Origin of the sequence: Methanosphaerula subterraneus, assembly GCF_052055875.1 — an archaeon.
Lineage (GTDB): Archaea > Halobacteriota > Methanomicrobia > Methanomicrobiales > Methanospirillaceae > Methanosphaerula > Methanosphaerula subterraneus.
This window is the reverse complement of the sequence record NZ_CP170508.1, coordinates 615,932-632,411: the sequence shown is the minus strand read 5'-3', so window position 1 is coordinate 632,411 and position 16,480 is coordinate 615,932. Positions and strand designations below refer to the sequence as shown.

14 protein-coding genes and 1 pseudogene are annotated in these 16,480 nt (G+C 61.2%); 13 read left to right on the top strand and 2 right to left on the bottom strand.

Annotated elements, in window-relative coordinates; translation table 11 throughout:
• Positions 1 to 30 precede the first annotated feature (30 nt).
• From ACFKSJ_RS02840 to ACFKSJ_RS02805, 8 genes are all read left to right on the top strand, one after another.
• Positions 31 to 510: a chemotaxis protein CheW gene (locus ACFKSJ_RS02840; RefSeq protein ID WP_440950761.1), complete on the top strand. Its 480-nt coding sequence runs from the start codon at positions 31 to 33 to the stop codon at positions 508 to 510.
• Complete coding sequence (locus ACFKSJ_RS02835; protein ID WP_440950760.1) at positions 507 to 2,006, top strand: CheR family methyltransferase; 1,500 nt, start codon at positions 507 to 509, stop codon at positions 2,004 to 2,006. Before ACFKSJ_RS02840 ends, ACFKSJ_RS02835 begins: the two co-directional genes overlap by 4 nt.
• Positions 2,003 to 2,572 (top strand): chemotaxis protein CheW, encoded by a 570-nt coding sequence (locus ACFKSJ_RS02830; RefSeq protein ID WP_440950759.1) that lies wholly within the window; start codon positions 2,003 to 2,005, stop codon positions 2,570 to 2,572. Before ACFKSJ_RS02835 ends, ACFKSJ_RS02830 begins: the two co-directional genes overlap by 4 nt.
• 60 nt (positions 2,573 to 2,632) lie before the next feature.
• On the top strand, positions 2,633 to 4,264 hold the full coding sequence (locus tag ACFKSJ_RS02825; RefSeq protein WP_440950758.1) for a methyl-accepting chemotaxis protein: 1,632 nt from the start codon (positions 2,633 to 2,635) through the stop codon (positions 4,262 to 4,264).
• A gap of 18 nt (positions 4,265 to 4,282) precedes the next feature.
• Complete coding sequence (locus tag ACFKSJ_RS02820) at positions 4,283 to 6,610, top strand: hybrid sensor histidine kinase/response regulator (protein ID WP_440950757.1); 2,328 nt, start codon at positions 4,283 to 4,285, stop codon at positions 6,608 to 6,610.
• Positions 6,607 to 7,659, top strand: coding sequence for a chemotaxis-specific protein-glutamate methyltransferase CheB (gene cheB, locus ACFKSJ_RS02815; protein ID WP_440950756.1), 1,053 nt, complete (start codon positions 6,607 to 6,609; stop codon positions 7,657 to 7,659). Before ACFKSJ_RS02820 ends, cheB begins: the two co-directional genes overlap by 4 nt.
• A 154-nt stretch (positions 7,660 to 7,813) precedes the next feature.
• Entirely contained in the window at positions 7,814 to 9,529 is a 1,716-nt protein-coding gene (locus ACFKSJ_RS02810; protein ID WP_440950755.1) for a response regulator, read from the top strand.
• A gap of 63 nt (positions 9,530 to 9,592) precedes the next feature.
• On the top strand, positions 9,593 to 9,880 hold the full coding sequence (locus tag ACFKSJ_RS02805; protein ID WP_440950754.1) for a hypothetical protein: 288 nt from the start codon (positions 9,593 to 9,595) through the stop codon (positions 9,878 to 9,880).
• Between the two features lie 82 nt (positions 9,881 to 9,962).
• Here the strand turns inward: ACFKSJ_RS02805 and ACFKSJ_RS02800 are convergent, their stop codons facing one another.
• Together ACFKSJ_RS02800 and ACFKSJ_RS02795 are read right to left on the bottom strand one after the other, a co-directional pair.
• Positions 9,963 to 10,247: a hypothetical protein gene (locus tag ACFKSJ_RS02800; RefSeq protein ID WP_440950753.1), complete on the bottom strand. Its 285-nt coding sequence runs from the start codon at positions 10,245 to 10,247 to the stop codon at positions 9,963 to 9,965.
• Between the two features lie 162 nt (positions 10,248 to 10,409).
• Positions 10,410 to 10,826: pseudogene (locus tag ACFKSJ_RS02795) on the bottom strand (transposase); the annotation flags it as partial.
• Positions 10,827 to 11,284: 458 nt separating this feature from the next.
• On the opposite strand from ACFKSJ_RS02795, the gene ACFKSJ_RS02790 reads away from it, so the two are divergent.
• The 5 genes from ACFKSJ_RS02790 (at position 11,285) to ACFKSJ_RS02770 (ending at position 16,224) form a co-directional block, all read left to right on the top strand.
• Positions 11,285 to 13,438, top strand: coding sequence for a DUF262 domain-containing protein (locus ACFKSJ_RS02790; RefSeq protein ID WP_440950752.1), 2,154 nt, complete (start codon positions 11,285 to 11,287; stop codon positions 13,436 to 13,438).
• 52 nt (positions 13,439 to 13,490) lie between these two features.
• The gene (locus tag ACFKSJ_RS02785) at positions 13,491 to 14,627 is read left to right on the top strand and encodes a hypothetical protein (RefSeq protein ID WP_440950751.1); all 1,137 of its coding nucleotides are present in this window, start codon (positions 13,491 to 13,493) and stop codon (positions 14,625 to 14,627) included.
• A 103-nt stretch (positions 14,628 to 14,730) separates the two neighbouring features.
• Entirely contained in the window at positions 14,731 to 14,991 is a 261-nt protein-coding gene (locus tag ACFKSJ_RS02780; RefSeq protein WP_440950750.1) for a helix-turn-helix domain-containing protein, read from the top strand.
• Positions 14,981 to 15,982 carry a hypothetical protein gene (locus ACFKSJ_RS02775; RefSeq protein WP_440950749.1) on the top strand — a complete coding sequence of 334 codons (1,002 nt, stop codon included), beginning with the start codon at positions 14,981 to 14,983 and terminating at the stop codon, positions 15,980 to 15,982. The genes ACFKSJ_RS02780 and ACFKSJ_RS02775 overlap by 11 nt, the downstream gene beginning before the upstream one ends.
• Positions 15,983 to 16,065: 83 nt before the next feature.
• Positions 16,066 to 16,224 (top strand): hypothetical protein, encoded by a 159-nt coding sequence (locus tag ACFKSJ_RS02770; protein ID WP_440950748.1) that lies wholly within the window; start codon positions 16,066 to 16,068, stop codon positions 16,222 to 16,224.
• Positions 16,225 to 16,480: the final 256 nt, after the last annotated feature.

The window sequence follows — 16,480 nt, the reverse complement described above, 5'->3', positions numbered from 1 at the left end:
GGCACGACGAGAGCGGAGGAGGCGGTACCGGTGGCGGATACGCGGCATAACCTGATCCTCTTCGACCTCGATGACCAGCGGTACGGACTCGAACTCGGGCAGGTCCAGCGGGTCGTCAGGGTGGTGGCGATCACGCCGGTACCGGGCGGACCGGCGGCCATGCTCGGCCTCTTCAACCTCGAAGGGACGATCATCCCGGTGATGAACACCCGGCGGATGCTCCACCTGCCTGAGCGGGAACTCCGGCTCTCCGATCAGCTGCTGATCGTGCAGACCTCAGGCCGGCCCGTCGCGCTGCTCGTCGATGCGGTCCACGGGGTCTCTGATGGCCGGGAATGGGACGAGATCCCCCTCGACACCATCATCTCCACAGACGGGCTGATCCGGGGGGTCTTCGGGGATCAGGGCGAACTGATCTTCATCCAGGATATCCCGGCGTTCCTCTCTGCAGCAGGGGCTGAGATCCCTGATCCGATCGACGACCATCATCCGGAGACCACCCCGCAATGATCGCCTTTTCAGCGATGCACCTGGGGGTGATCAGCGACCGGATCACCGAGGTGCTCGGCCTCTCCTTTCCAGAGGAACGGTGGAGGGACCTGGCCCGCGGGATCACCGCTGCCGCCGAGGAACTGGGCTGTGCTTCCCCGGAGGCGTTCGTTGAATGGCTGGTCCATGCACCCCCGGAGAGCAGGGAGATCGAGGTGCTTGCACGGAATCTGATGATTGGAGAGACCTACTTCTTCCGGGAGAAGCAGGTCTTTTCGATCCTCCAGGAGACGATCTTCCCGACGCTGATCCAGAGCCGGCGAGGGGCCGACCGGCAGCTCAGGATCTGGTGTGCCGGATGTTCAAGCGGGGAGGAGCCGTTCTCGGTGGCCATCCTCCTCCACCGGCTCATCCCTGATATCGAGGACTGGCGGGTCACCATCCATGCCACCGACATCAACCCCGATGCCCTGAAGAAGGCCGGCCAGGGGATCTATACCGAGTGGTCGTTCCGGGAGACCGAGCCCTGGCTGAAGAGAGAGTACTTCACCGAGGTCGGGAGAGGGCGGTACGAGGTGGTCCCGGCGATAAGAAGGATGGTGACCTTCTCCAGGTACAACCTGGTCCACCCCCCCGCCGGTTCTCTGCCGGATGCCGGTGCGATCGATATCATCCTCTGCAGGAACGTGCTGATGTATTTCTCGCCCGGGCAGGCCCAGGGTGTCGTCAGCCGCTTCTATCGTCTCCTCAACCAGGACGGCTGGCTGATCGTGAGTGTCACCGAGGCCTCGGCCCACCTCTTCCCGCAGTTCCAGGGGGTCGGTTTCCCCCAGGCGATGCTCTATCAGAAGAAGGCCGGGGGCGGTTCGCAGGAGAGGACCGGGCCGGCGGCCACACCGCCCGCGGTCCAGCCCGCCCGGGTGAAGAGGCGGCCACGCCCCCTCCTGCCGGTGACACCGGCGGCGGCGCCCGGCCCGACCTGGCCGGTGCCGGCCCCGGAACCGACCGACCTGGCGACCCACCGGAACGAAGTTTTCTCGCTCTTCACCAGGCAGAGGTATCGTGAAGCGATGGAGCGGGGGCAGAGGGTGCTGGCGATCGCGCCGGGGGATGCCGACATGATGGCCCTCCTCTCCCGCTGCTCTGCCAACCTGGGCGACCTGGCCGAGGCGAAGGAGTGGTGCGAACAGGCGATCCTCGCCAGGCGGACAGAGCCGGCATTCCATTACCTGATGTCCAGCATCCTCCAGGAACTGGGCGAAGAGGGAGAGGCCATACGGTCACTGCAGCGGGTTCTGTACCTCGATCAGGATGCCGTCCTCGCACACTACGGCCTCGGGAACCTCGCCCTTCGCAGGGGCGATACCGGTGAGGCGGTCAGGCAGTTCAGTATCACCCGGCGGATCCTCGCCACCAGGGAAGAGGACGAGGAGATCCCTGATTCCGGGGGGCTGAACACCGGACGTCTGGCCAGAAATATCAGGATCACGATGGAGAGGATGGGTGAGCAGGTATGAGTCAGGAAGCGTACACAGAGGCCGGCGGACCGGCTGATGCAGAGACGGTGAAGCGTATCCTCGCTGAGCGGGCCAGGGCCCTGGCACAGGGAGGGAAGGCCGGGGAGATCTCCATCGACACCACCGAGATCCTCGAGTTTGAGATGGGAACCGAGCGGTACGGCATCAGGGTCCCGGAGATCCGCGAGGTGCTCCCCCTCCAGCAGTATACGCACCTCCCCTGCACGCCCCCGTTCGTCTTCGGGATCATCAATGTCAGGGGGGAGATCCTCTCGATCGTCGACCTGAAGAAGTTCTTCGGACTGCCGGATCAGGGGATCACCAACCAGAACAGGGTGATCATCCTGGACGACGGCCGGATGGCGTTCGGGATCCTTGCAGACCAGATCGTCGGGGTCCGGCACGTGGGCCTGGAGAGCATGATCGCCCTTCCCCCCACCATCTCCTCCATCGGGGAGGAGTACCTCCAGGGGATGACGGCCGACGGACTGATCGTGCTGGACACAGAAAAACTGCTGGGCGATCCCAGGATCCGTGTCCATGAAGAGGTGGATGCCGGGATCTGAACTGGAAGGAATTATGAGTATAGTGAGTGAGATCATGATCAGGAATATCGAGGGAAGCAGATGAACTATTTCAATAATAAGAAGATCCGGACCAAACTGATCATCGCGTTCGTGATCTTCATGCTCGCCCTCGTCGTCGTGGGCGCCGTGGGATTCGTCAATATGAAGAATATCAACGACGGCATGACGACGCTCTATCATGATCACACCGTCACCATCGAGCATGTCGGGGTCGCCGACACCACCCTCTTCAAACTCCGCGGGGACCTCCTCAAGTACATCATCATCCCGGATGGACGGGCGCAACTCGAAACTGATATCAATGCAGATATCGTCACCATCGACACCGAGATGCAGGCCGTCCGGTCATCCCCGCTGACGGTGGAAGAACGGTCGACCCTCGCAGAGTTCGATAAGGCCTGGCTGTCGTACCAGGAGAGCATAAAACAGACCCTCGCCGAGGTCAAGACCGGCAACACGACCGATATTGTGGACAGTATCAGGGATGGCAGCCCGCTGATGAATCTGAGGACTGCCGTGGACACCTCGCTCGGCCGGCTCTCAGACGAGGCCAACGTCGAGGCGGAGCGGATCAGCACCCAGGGCTCTGCCACCTTCACCGATGCGGTCCTGCTGATCCTCGTCACGGTGATCGCTGCCGGCGTGGTCGCCGTCCTGCTGATCTCTGTGCTCACCTCAAGTGTGGCGACCCCGCTCGAACGGCTGGCCGACGTCACCCGGAAGGTGGCGTCAGGCGACCTGAGGATCGAGATCCCCCGCGAAGAGCGGAACGACGAGGTGGGGGTGCTGGTCGACTCCACGCGGGTGATGCTGGAGAACCTGCGCACCCTGGACCGGGAGATCCTGGAGGGGGTGAACGTCCTCGCCTCGTCGGTCAGCGAGCTGATGACGACGATGGCCCAGTCCGCCTCCGGGGCCCAGGAGACCGCGACCTCGATCTCAGAGACGACGGCCGCCGTCGAGGAGGTGAAGCAGACCACCGAGGTGGCCAGTCAGAAGGCGAAGAACGTCGCTGACAATGCGGCGAGCGCTTCGTCGATGGTGGAGACCGGGCGGGTCTCGGTCGAGGAGACGATCGCCAGCATGAACCGGATCCAGCAGCAGATGGATTCGATCGGGGAGAGCATCGGGCGGCTGAACGAGCAGAGCCTGGCGATCAGCGAGATCATCGGGGTGGTGAACGATGTCGCCGAGCAGGTGAACATCCTCTCGGTGAATGCGGCCATCGAGGCGGCCAAGGCCGGGGACCAGGGGAAAGGGTTCGCCGTGGTGGCGCAGGAGATCCGGCTCCTGGCAGAGGAGTCCAAGCGGGCGACCGGCCAGATCCGAAAACTCCTCAAGGATACCCAGAAGGCGGTGAGCACCGCCGTGATGGCTGTCGAGCAGGGGAGCAGGGTGGTCGAGGCCGGCGTCCGGCAGTCGACCGAGACCGGCAACTCGATCCGGGTCCTGGAGGAGTTCAATGAGCAGTCCGCCCAGTCTGCGACCCAGATCGCCATCTCCAGCAAGGAGCAGCTTGTCGGGATGGAACAGGTCGCGGTCTCCATGGAGAGCATCAAGCTGGCGAGCGTGCAGAATCTGCAGGGTGCCCGGGAGGCCGAGAAGGTCGCCAAAAATCTCAAGGACCTGGGATTGAAACTGAAAGAACTGATGAACCGTTATCAGACCTGATCGCCGGCCGGGATCACCATGGACAGTAACGAGATCGAATTTTTAAAGAGGCTGCTGGTCACCTACCGCACCGAGGCCCAGGAGCACCTCACCACCCTCTCCTCCCAGCTGGTCGAACTGGAGGCAAGCAGGGACGACCCGGCGAAGGCCCGGGAGATCCTGGAGCTGGTCTTTCGGGAGGCGCACAGTCTGAAGGGCGCCTCTCGGGCGGTGAACCTGGTCCAGGTCGAGAAGGTCTGCCAGGCGATCGAGAGCGTCTTCTCGGCCCTCAAACAGCAGGCCGCCTCCCCATCAAAGGAGCTCTTCGATCTCTTCTCTGAAGCCCTCGACGTTGTCAGGACGATGGTGGCGACCGCCGATCCCCAGACCGCCCGGCCGGAGAGTCCGCAGACGAAGCGGCTGATCGCCCGCCTCGAGCACCAGGCCAGATCCGTCGCAGCCACTCAGGCAGGGCAGGCAGCGAACGTCGCGGCCGGGCCGGAACCCCTTGAGAGTACGGGCGGCATCACCCCGCAGGTACCCCCGGAGGAGCAGGGACCTGCCAGGAGGGCGATGGACGAGGCGGCACCGGAGACGACCGTCAGGATCTCGGTCGACAAACTCGAACGGATCCTCCACCAGGTCGAGGAGTTCATCCTCCTGAAGCTGGCCCTGAACGACCAGTTCAGTGAGCTGCAGAAGATCCAGGCACAGGCCGAGTCCTGGGACGACGAATGGATGCGTGTCTCCCCCGACCTCGCCACCCTCCGCCAGGTCACCGGTGCTGCGCCCTCTGAACGGCTCGAACCGGTCCGGCTGCTCATCGAGCGCCAGCTGACCTTTCTGGACTGGAATCAGCAGTTCATGCGGTCCCTGGAAGGGAGTCTGAACGGGTCGATCCGCAGCCTGGACCGGGACCGGCGATCCCTCGAGACCCTGGTCGACACCCTCCTCGATGACATGCGGGATGTCCTGATGCTCCCGGCCTCCTCCCTGTTCGACACCTTCCCGCGGTCGGTCCGGGACCTGGCCCAGGCCCTGGGCAAGGAGGTGCGGCTCGAGATCCGGGGGGGCGGCATTGCGATCGACCGCAGGATCCTGGACGAGATGCACGACCCGCTGCTCCACCTGCTGCGGAACGCGATCGACCATGGGATCGAACCCCCCGCGACACGGAAGGAGCGGAAGAAGACCCGGTACGGGCTGATCACCATCGAGATCGAACTTCGGGGCGGGAGCCGGGTGGAGATCACGATCGCTGATGACGGTGCCGGCATCGATCTCGCCCAGGTGAAGCGGACGGCGGTGAAGGGGGGTCTCCTCCCGGAACGGGAGGTCGAGCGGATGAACGACCAGGAGGTGACCAACCTCCTCTTTCGGTCAGGGATGTCGACCAGCCCGATCATCACCGACCTCTCCGGCCACGGCCTCGGGCTGGCCATCGTGCTCGAGAAGGTTGAAAAACTGGGCGGGAGTGTGACCGTCGAGAGCACCCCTGGTGCGGGCACCTCCTTCCACCTGCTCCTGCCGCTCACCCTGGTGAAGTTCAAGGGGGTGCTGGTCACCCTGGACGACCGGTCGTTCGTCTTCCCGATGGCCTATGTCGAGCGGACCCTCCAGGTGCCGGCAGAGTCGATCACGACGGTTCAGAACCACGAGACCCTGCTGTACGAAGGGGAGTTCATTCCGGTGGTGCGGCTCGGCAGCGTCCTGGAACTCCCGGAGCGTCCCCTGATGGAGGCCCAGAAGAAGGTCTCGATCGTCGTGGCACGGGCCTCGAAGACCAGGATCGGGTTCTCGGTCGACGAGGTCCGGAACGAACAGGACGTGCTCGTCAAGAGCCTCGGAAAACAGCTCTCGCGGGTGCGGAACATCTCCGGGACCACAGTGATCGGCAATGGGACGCTGGTGCCGATCCTGCATGTGCCCGACCTGGTCAAGTCGGTGTTGAAGCCCGGGGCGAGGCATGGCCGGGAGGTCGTCGTCGCCGGGAGAGAGCCCTCCTCCATCCTGGTCGCCGAGGACTCGATCACCTCGCGGACCCTCCTCAAGAACATCCTCGAGTCGGCTGGCTACCGGGTGACGACGGCGGTCGACGGCCAGGACGCCTGGAACGCCCTGACCGCCGGGGCCTTCGACCTGGTCGTCTCTGATGTCGACATGCCCCGGATGAGCGGGTTCGACCTCACCCGGAAGATCCGGAGCGATCAGCGGTATGCCGACCTGCCGGTGGTCCTGGTCACCTCCCTCGACTCTGCCGAGGACCGGGAACGGGGGATCGAGGTGGGCGCCAGCGCGTACATCGTGAAGAGCAGCTTCGATCAGTCGAACCTGATCGAGATCATCGATCGGCTGGCAGGACCATGACCTCACAAAAGATCCGGGTGCTGGTGGTGGACGACTCCGCGGTCTCCAGGCAGATCCTCGCTGCGATTCTTCGCGCCGATCCGTCCATCCAGGTCGCCGGAGAGGCCCCGGACGGGGAGACGGCGATCCGGCTGGCCAGGTCCCTCCGGCCGGACGTGATCGTCATGGACATCGTGATGCCGGGTCTGAACGGGTTCCAGGCGACCCAGCAGATCATGGAGACCGTGCCGGTGCCGATCGTCATCGTCAGCGGGATCGAGGATCCCGGCGAGGTCGGCACGGTCTTTTCGGCCATGCAGGCCGGCGCCCTCCTCTGTCTCAGAAAACCGGCCGGCCCCGGCCACCCCGCCTTTTTAAAGGAGGCCCGGGACCTGGTCAGGAGTGTGAAGATGGTATCAGAGATCCGGGTGGTCAAACGCCGGCCGACGATCGTCCCGTCACCCCGTCCGTCCCCCAAACCGGGCCGGGATACCGGGCGAGACGCCCGGGTCCGGGTGATCGCCATCGGCGTCTCGACCGGAGGACCGGTCGTCCTCCAGGAGATCCTCTCCCGGCTGCCGGCCGACTTCTCTCTTCCGATCCTGATCGTCCAGCATATCGCGGCCGGGTTCTCCGAGGGGTTTGCCGACTGGCTCTCCCAGGTCTCCGGGTTCCCTGCCCGCCTCGCCACCGACCGGGCCCCCCTCACCCCGGGGACGGCCTTCATCGCCCCGGACGGGTTCCAGATGGGGGTCGACAGCGGCCACGGTATCCGCCTCGTCGACGCCCCGCCCGAGAACGGCCTTCGGCCGTCGGTCTCCTTTCTCTTCCGCTCCCTCGCCCAGGTCTGCGGAGTGAAGACGGCGGCTGTTCTGCTGACCGGGATGGGGGCCGACGGGGCGCAGGAGTTGAAGCTCCTCCGGGACCTGGGGGCGGTGACCGCCGTGCAGGACCAGAAGAGTGCGCTGGTCTACGGCATGCCCGGGGAGGCGGTCAGGTTGAATGCCGCGGAGTACATCCTCACGCCGGCTGAGATCGCCGACCTGATGATACGCCTTTCACGGAACTAGTGGCGGGCTGAGGCGGTGCGGGCAGCATTTTCCCCGGGATGTCATCAAGGGGTCCGGAATGGTGCGTTCAATACAATAAAGTGGATGAACAGTCAACGGATTCTACATTCGGGCAGGCGTGCGATGAGGCGAACGTAACGTGGAGAATGGAAATATGGAGGAAGAGCAGTCGTTTCGGATCGTGATCGCCGAGGACAGCCCGACCCAGCGGGAGTATCTCCGGTACATCCTGGAGAAGCACGGGTACGCGGTATCTGCAGCAACCGACGGGCGGCAGGCCCTCGACCTGGTCGGGGAGGTCGGACCCGACCTGGTGATCAGCGATGTGATCATGCCGGTGATGAACGGCTATGATCTCTGCAGGGCGATCAAATCGGATCCGGCGTCCCAGCATATCCCGGTCATCCTGCTGACGGCCCTCTCGGACACCAAGGATGTGGCCCTCGCCCTCCAGTCGGGCGCCGACAACTTCATCACGAAGCCCTACAACGAGGAGTACCTGGTCCTCCGCATCCGGCAGATCCTGGCCCCTGAACGGGCGCTTCGGATGAAAGACTGGATGCAGACCCCGGTCCCGGTCTCCTTCGACGGGGAGGTGTACCAGATCTCGTCGGATAAGGGACAGATCTTCGAGTTCCTGCTGACGGCCTACCAGGTGGCGATCATGAAGAACCAGGAGGCGATCAGGGCCGAGGAGCGGTTGAAGGTCTCCTATGAGAACCTCTCGGCGCTCAACCAGATCATCAGCCTCTGCAACACGATCCTCTCCCTGGACGAGCTGCTGGAGTCGACCCTGCAGAAGATCCTCGACATCTTCGACTTCGAATTCGGGGCCCTGTATCTGATCAACGAGGAGAGGACCTGTGCGAACCTCCGGCATCATGTCGAGACGATCCCGGTGGAGGGTGCCTACCTGGACCTGATCCAGACCCTCGAGCTGGGTCTGCCGCCGAACCGGGAGGTGCTGCTCAACGGCGTTCCCGCCTTCTTCGCCATCGACCAGAAGGTCTACTACGAGGAGCGGGAGAAGATCATCTTCAAGGAGCTGGGTGCGAAAGCGTACGCCCTGATCCCGGTGAAGTACGGATCCGAGGTGCTCGGGGTGCTGGCCCTGATCAGTCAGAACGAGCACGAATTCTCAAAGATGGAGACCGGGACGCTGGAGTCGGTCGGGTGCGAGGTCGGGAGTGCGGTGCAGAAGGCGCTCCTCCAGGAGCGGGTCGAGACTGCCAACGAGGAGATGAGCCTGTTCCTGGACATCATGACCCACGACATCAACAATGTGATCACCTGTTCCATGGGCTACGCCGACCTGCTGGAGGACGAGCTGACCGGGCCTCAGCATGAGTTTGTCCAGAAGATCCGGACCAGCTTCGATCAGACCATCGAGATCATCGGGAACGTCTCCGCAATCCGCCGGCTCCGTGAGAAGCGGGCGACGCTGGTGCCGGTGGACCTGGACGCCGTGATCAGGAACCAGATCTCGCGCTTTCCGGAGATTCCGTTCACCTACCCCGGGACCGGGGTGATGGTCCGTGCCGACGACCTGATCGGCCAGGTCTTCACCAACCTGATCGGGAACAGCAACAAGTTCGCCGGCGAGGGGGTCGCGATCACCATCGGCGTCGAGGAGCAGGACGGGGTCGTGGAGGTGACAGTGGCGGACAACGGGCCGGGGATCCCTGACGATCAGAAGGCCCTGGTCTTCGACCGGTTCCAGAAGGGGACCACCAGCAAGAGCGGCAAGGGGCTCGGCCTCTTCATCACCAGGACGCTGGTGGAGGGGTACGGCGGGACGATCCGGGCCGCGGACCGGAAGGACGGCCGGCAGGGGGCTGCGATCCTGTTCACGCTCCAGAAGTTTCTGTGACCGGGGGGAGGTGAAAGGGTTTCACCCGGCCCGTCCATTATCTTAGCATTGAGAGGGGTATGTATGGGTGTCTTCCGGTATGATTCAAAGTACGCCGCACCGACGAAGGAGCAGCGCGAACGGTACATGAAGGGGGAGAGTAATGAGATCCACTTCGGGGAGGAGGGGGAGATCATGGTGATCGAGTACGACGAGGCCGCGTACCTGAAGGACGAGGTCGACGGGACCAGGATCCTCTTCACCGGTGTCGAGGACAAGGGGAGGATCTACGACGAGGTGAAGCTGCTGCTCGACCAGCACCAGCAGAAGGTCGACCCGCGGGAGTCGTTCAAGAACGCCGGCGAGATCTGATCGGTGGGGTCCGTCCCGAAAAAAATGGTTCAATTATTATTTACGGGAGAAGTTATTCCTTTTGAAAAAAACGAGAATTTATCTATTTTTTCATTAGGGATGAGATTCGCGGGTACATCATCGGGTTTGCCCGGACCTCGCTCATAAAATTCTTGATCTTTACAGATCCATCAGCGTTATCCACCATGTACTGTTCAAGGAAAACCCGGAACATACATTTCCCGCACACACCCCCGTTCTTTACGGGTGTACCTTCCTGTTCCTTCTTCGCATGTCTCTTCCAGTTCGTGATACAGGGGTGGCCGATGTAGTCGATGAGTTCTTCTTTGGTTGTGGTGGTTGTGATAGTGACTTTCTCGCTTGTCATGGTTTTCCTTTTTTCTGCGATGTCAGATGACAATGCTTTCCTGGTTTTCTTACGTGATTTCAACCGTTCGGGCCGGTGACGTGCCAATTGTGCTGTAATTTCAACAAGCCCTGTATGCGTATCTGATCATCTCTCCTCCATTGTCAAATACTTTCCGTGAGCCGAGGATGGAGAGAGTTGTTCCATGCCCAGATGCGCGACGATCTCCTGAACTTTTCTGGTTGAGACCCTGCGAAAATCATAGATTTTCTCGACTAACGTCCCTGTAGATACGATTCTGCGATAGCGTTCACCAGTGCCTTCTCGACCCGGGCGTATCGCCCGAAGATCTGCGTCTCAAATGGTTTCTCTCGGAATTGAGGTTTCGTGAGCGTAACATCTCCATATCGAGTCGTGAGGGACCTGGATCGAGACCCGTTTCGATGGCAGTTTCTCGTTGCAGTACGTTCATAGGGATTGGCACCCGCTTGCTGATGAGCTTCAAGTTGCATTACCAGGTTTAAAAACCAGGTGATGAGACTGCGCATCCCTTCGTCCTTGTCGGAAAGATAATTTTTCGATAAACGATAATGGTATCATGGCTCTGTTTCACCTTTTTCCAAATCTAGGTTGGATACAGGGCCTTTTTACTTTTACATCACTTTCGGCACGCTACCAAAAAAAAAATTTGCCTGATATCAGATCAGATCCTGTAATGGGCCATGATGAGATGATTAACATTCTCACTCAAACGGGATATCTCGTTCATAAATCTAATCACAATATGTAATTCCCCCCAATCCAATGAATCGCGCCTCTCCTAGCAGATGCGATTCATATTAGTCGGTTGTTTTTCATACCAGCCCAAAGATGAAGCCAATTTTACACCGCGACAAAACCAGCGAATCTAAGTTCCATGAGGTTGAAACAACTTTTTGAGTGTCCTTCTTCCTGAGTCCCAGAAATCATCATCACCACGTCACGAGAGGCTTTTTCCCCAGCCTGATTGAAGGGGAGGTCGACGTCACATTCGAGATCCCAATCCCGGACGTGACTGCATGAAGGCGGGCGAGACCAATCTCTTCGCCCTGTTCAACGGTACCAGGCAGTTCATCATCCCCATCTACCAGCGGAACTACCGCTGGGAACTGCAGAACTGCGAGGAACTCTGGAACGACATCGTGCGGGCGACCGCCGATCCGACGAGAGCCGGCCACTTCCTTGGGTCCATCGTCTATATCAACAACAGCCGGGTCTCTCTCATCCCAGATGTCCCGCAGTTCCTGGTCATCGACGGCCAGCAGCGCCTGACCACCATCTCCCTCTTCATCCTCGCCCTCGTTCGCGCCATCCCGATGCAGGACCCGAACGCCAACGCCCAGCGGCTGATCAGCGAGTTCCTCCTGAATGAACATTATGATGGGGATCTTCGTAACAAACTGATCCTCACCCGGGTGGACCAGGAGACCTACCAAGCGCTCCTCAATGACCGCGACCTCCCCAGACAGGCCTCTCCCCGTATCGTCGAGAATTTCCACTTTTTCGAAGACCGGATCCGGCAATCCCACCTTTCCCCAACAGCACTCTACGATGGCATCCGCCGCCTCTTCATCGTCCAGATCGCCCTCGATTATGATCAGGATAATCCCCAGCGGATCTTCGAGAGCCTCAACTCCACCGGCCTCGACCTCTCCCAGACCGATCAGATCCGGAACTTTGTCCTGATGGACCAGGATCCCCGTGAACAGAGGGCCCTCTACGAGGATTATTGGTACCCGATGGAGCTCCTCTTCGGCAAAGATAACCCCGAGGAACTCTTCGACCGGTTCATGCGGGACTACCTGACGGTCCACCGCGACGGCAGAATTCCAAAGATGGGTGAGGTATATCGGGAGTTCAAGACCTATGTCCGGACACAGGACGAGTCATCAGTCCGCGACCTCGTCGTCGATATCCACCGTTTCTCCAAATATTTCGTCCGCATGGCCTGCGGGAAGGAGGAGGATCCGGTCATCGCCGCCGCGTTCAATGACCTGAACATTCTGAAGGTCGACGTCGCCTACCCGTTCCTCCTCCAGGTCTATCACGACTATCGGACCGGAGAGATCACCAGGGACGAACTGGTCGAGGTCGTCCGGCTCGTCGAGAGTTATGTCTTCCGTCGTGCCGTCTGCGGGATTCCGACGAACTCCATGAACAAAACCTTCGCGGCCCTTGGTAAGGAGATCCGGCGAGACGACTATATAGAGAGTGTGAAGGCCGCCCTCTTCATGCTTGACTCCTACCGCCGGTTCCCTGACGATGCCGAGTTCATGCGGGAGATTGAGAGGAAGGACGTCTACAACTCCCGCATATGCCGTTACCTCCTGACAAAACTCGAGAACCACGGGACCAAGGAGCCGATCGCGGCCGCCAACTACACGGTCGAGCACATCATGCCCCAGAACCCGGGACTCTCCGAGGCATGGCAGCAGGAGCTCGGTGACGACTGGCAGCAGGTCCACCAGACCTATCTCCACACCCTCGGCAACCTGACCCTGACTGGCTACAACTCCGAGCTCAGCGATCGGCCGTTCGCCGAGAAACGGGACATGGAGGGTGGCCTCGGGCGCAGTCCGCTCAGGCTCAGCGCCGGCCTCGGGGATGTCTCCGCCTGGAACGAGCAGGAGATTCTGCTCCGGGCCGAGAGATTGGCCCGGCTGGCCGCCAGGGTCTGGCCGGCTCCGGACCCGGAAAGGCTCGTCATTCCACCCCCCCTGCCGAATCCAGATCATATGCGGTGGACTGAAGAGCGGTTTATGCCCGTTCTTGAGGAGCGGGCAGGGACTGATGCCGTCGAGGTCGCCCGGTCGATCCTGGACTGGGGGGTTCGCCATACAACCCATATCTGGTGGGGCGAGGGGAAGAAGGACGGCTCGTTTGCCCCGATATTCAACTGGAAAGGGGAGAGTTACTATCCGGTCCTTGTATGGACCAGGGGAGTACTGGTCATTCAATTCCAGTGGCTGCAGAATCGGCCGCCCTTTAATGCCCTTGAGAAACGGAAAGAGTTGCTGGACCGTCTGAACGCCATCCCCGGAATTGCAATCCCCGAGGATTCACTCATCTACCGGCCCGCACTTCCTCTCAGAGCGTTTCTTCCTGCGAAGATACGAGAGGAATTTTTCGCTGTCCTCGACTGGGTGATCAGCGAGGTGAAAGAGAACGTATGATCGATCCGTCTCTGGAGAAGCAAGATAGTGTGATGTCAATTCGGGGAGGCCGATGTCGCGTCCGATCTTTGTCCTGAACGACCAGGGGGCACTGGTCCCGATCTTCGAGAGGGAGTACGAGTCGGAGGATATCTTTCAGCAGATGCTCGCGAAGTTTCCGGAGCTCCTGCTCACCGGCGACGACCGGACGCCATATTCCGGACTGCTCCTCCTCACCCGGGAACAGGATGTGCCGATCGAGGCCGGGGGGAGCAGGGTCTACTCCCTCGATCATCTCTTCGTCGACCAGGACGGAGTCCCGACGCTCGTCGAGGTGAAGCGTCGGTCCGACACCCGGAACCGGCGCGAACTCGTGGCGCAGATGCTCGACTACGCCTCGAACGGCCTGGCGTGCTGGAACGTCGAGGACCTCCGCCGGAACTTCGAACAGACCTGCAGGGAGATCGATAAGGAGCCGGCCGGTGTGCTGGCAGAGTTCCTCGGCGACGGAGGAGATGCGGAGGGGTTCTGGATGCAGATCGCAGAGAATATCCGGGACGAACGGATCCGGATGGTCTTTGTCGCGGACGAGATCTCGGTCGAGCTCCGGCGCATCGTCGCCTTCCTGAACCGGCAGATGCGGTCGTCCGAGATGCTGGCGATCGAGGTCCGGCAGTTCGTCGGCGAGGGGGTCCGGGCGTTCGTCCCGGATCTGATCGTCAGGCCGGCGGCGTCGATGGGCGGGCACTCATCGAGTGCGGATACCATGCGCCAGGCGTGGACTGAGGACCGGTTCATGACCGTCCTCGATGAAAAGGCTGGCGCTGAGGTCGTCGGGGTCGCCCGGTCGATCCTGGACTGGGGGATAAAGCATGCGACCCGGTTCTGGTGGGGCGAAGGGAAGAAAGACGGCTCGTTCGGACCGGTCTTCTGCTGGAAGGGGACCGACTACTACCCGGTCTTTGTCTGGAGCACCGGCGTCGGAAAGATCCAGTTCCAGTGGCTGAAGCTTCGACCGCCGTTTGATTCGATCGAGAAACGGAGAGAGCTGCTGGACCGTCTGAACGCCATCCCCGGGATTGCACTCCCCGAGGACGCACTCGGCGGCCGGCCGTCATTCCCGCTCAGAGCGCTCGTGCCTGCAGAGGCACGAAAGCGATTCCTGGCCGTCCTCGACTGGGTGGTCGACGAGGTGAAGGAGAATGTATGATCGAATGAAGGAGTGGGCGTATTCATCGTATCACGCACCATTGTAGACTATCGTCTGCGATAGGCATTACTCTGGTTTCACTGAATCTCATCCAGTGAAAAAAATGCAGGACGAAGAGATTTTCGGCAGAATTCTGCAGGAAGAGCGAAAATCCAGAAACTATTCCCAGGAGAAACTCGCACAGCTCGCCGGCCTCGACCGGACCTTCATCAGTCTCGTCGAGAATGGGAGACGAAGCCCGACCCTCTCCACGATCGTAAAGATCTCGTCAGCGCTCGATATCAGACCTTCTGAACTCTTCACCACGTTTGAATCCCGGCGTTCCGATCTTCAGGTCATCACGGAGGAGAAGCATGGAGCATGAACAGATTACCCGGTCCGATGATCCCGCCGGACTCCGAACAGTATGCGACCAGGCGGGTCAGCATGCGCCGGTAGACCCTGACGGAGATATCTTCGAGAACGCCGGTCAGGAGACTGTCCCCCTGGATCATTACTTCTCCCTGGTCTGGTCCTCCCTCTCCTGGTCCGAGTGGGTGCCGTTCACCGCAGAGAAACACGAATTCCGGGAGATCCCCAGAGAGCCCGGCCTCTACCGGATCAGGCCGGCCGGCAGGGACGTCCTCATGTACATCGGCGAGACCCGGAGAACCCTGCGACAGCGGCTCAACGAACTCAGGTACACCCTCAAACGAACAGACCTGATGCCATGGAACGACCCCTATCGGGAGGCCCCCGCCCTCTGGGCCTGGCGGGATGCAGAAGGATTCGAGTACGAATGCTCAGCCGCCCCGCTCGACGCCTCCACGAACGGGAGACAGGGGATGAAGAGTCTTCTCCTGTACCGGTACCGGCAGCACCACGGCGAATCGACGCTCTGCAACTTCGGCCGGTTCCACCCGCGATACCGGAGGTCCACGGACAGGAGAGAGAATCTCCGCGGCGGGAGACTGGAAGCCGGCCAGAAGGACAACCCGGCCGGAGGGGTGAGTTATCCGCCGCTGCACCCTGCAGGAAAGCCGGGAGACCCGGACTGGATGGGCCTCTCCTGGAGTGACGTCGACCTGCTCGTGCCGGAGAAGATTCAGGCGGTTCCTGCAGGCCCGGGCCTCTATCTCCTCTCCGATCCGGAGTCACAGGAGATCGTCTCCATCGGCCAGTCCGCCACGTGTGCGGACCGGTTGCTCGACCTCAGCAGGAAGTCCCGGGATGGGAAGGAGCTGCAGTTCTCTTTCCATGCTGTCGAGGAGACGGTCCTCCCGCATCAGCTCGGGGAACTGGAGAACGATCTCATCGGGAATTTCTTTGAACAGTTCCGGAGAGCGCCGGAGTTCCAGTTCAGGAACAGCAGGTAGTGGACTCCCGTATTCACGGGAGGTGCAGGCAACCCGACCTTCCCGTTCTCCCTTTTCCTGTGGAGGCGTGGCAGGGTTCTGAGGTGTCCCCCGGAGGCCGGCCCGGGACCCTGCGGACGGCGTTCACCGGTGCAGCCACGCACCCGATATCGCCGTCGACCTCGCACCACTATCAGTACCCTGACAGAGAGATGAAGCGTGATGGATCTGTGGCCGGAATACCGCGGGCCGGCTCGAACTGACCGCCTCACCACTCTCTCTTCTGGGGGTGCGGCATCCCCGGTATTCGCGCAGGTGATACAGGTCCGAGTCCGGGGATCCGGCTGAATGGACTGCAGGCGAATGGTACGTCGAAGACCAGGAATAATTCTACGATACCTGTTCGACGCAGGGGGGGATGAACTGATGGGGAGGAGGCGCTTCCCTCGTTTTTTTGGGGGGATGATTTTTTTCAGTCGACCTCTTAAAATTTCCCTGCACTCTCCCCAAATGGACTTT

What these genes read in the sequence shown, in the direction of transcription:
- ACFKSJ_RS02785 (WP_440950751.1), top strand. Translation starts at nt 13,491, where the DNA reads ATGTCGCGTCCGATCTTTGTCCTGAACGACCAGGGGGCACTGGTCCCG.
- cheB (WP_440950756.1), top strand. Translation starts at nt 6,607, where the DNA reads ATGACCTCACAAAAGATCCGGGTGCTGGTGGTGGACGACTCCGCGGTC.
- ACFKSJ_RS02835 (WP_440950760.1), top strand. Translation starts at nt 507, where the DNA reads ATGATCGCCTTTTCAGCGATGCACCTGGGGGTGATCAGCGACCGGATC.
- ACFKSJ_RS02790 (WP_440950752.1), top strand. Translation starts at nt 11,285, where the DNA reads ATGAAGGCGGGCGAGACCAATCTCTTCGCCCTGTTCAACGGTACCAGG.
- ACFKSJ_RS02825 (WP_440950758.1), top strand. Translation starts at nt 2,633, where the DNA reads ATGAACTATTTCAATAATAAGAAGATCCGGACCAAACTGATCATCGCG.
- ACFKSJ_RS02805 (WP_440950754.1), top strand. Translation starts at nt 9,593, where the DNA reads ATGGGTGTCTTCCGGTATGATTCAAAGTACGCCGCACCGACGAAGGAG.
- ACFKSJ_RS02800 (WP_440950753.1), bottom strand. Translation starts at nt 10,247, where the DNA reads ATGACAAGCGAGAAAGTCACTATCACAACCACCACAACCAAAGAAGAA.
- ACFKSJ_RS02775 (WP_440950749.1), top strand. Translation starts at nt 14,981, where the DNA reads ATGGAGCATGAACAGATTACCCGGTCCGATGATCCCGCCGGACTCCGA.
- ACFKSJ_RS02810 (WP_440950755.1), top strand. Translation starts at nt 7,814, where the DNA reads ATGGAGGAAGAGCAGTCGTTTCGGATCGTGATCGCCGAGGACAGCCCG.
- ACFKSJ_RS02820 (WP_440950757.1), top strand. Translation starts at nt 4,283, where the DNA reads ATGGACAGTAACGAGATCGAATTTTTAAAGAGGCTGCTGGTCACCTAC.
- ACFKSJ_RS02780 (WP_440950750.1), top strand. Translation starts at nt 14,731, where the DNA reads ATGCAGGACGAAGAGATTTTCGGCAGAATTCTGCAGGAAGAGCGAAAA.
- ACFKSJ_RS02830 (WP_440950759.1), top strand. Translation starts at nt 2,003, where the DNA reads ATGAGTCAGGAAGCGTACACAGAGGCCGGCGGACCGGCTGATGCAGAG.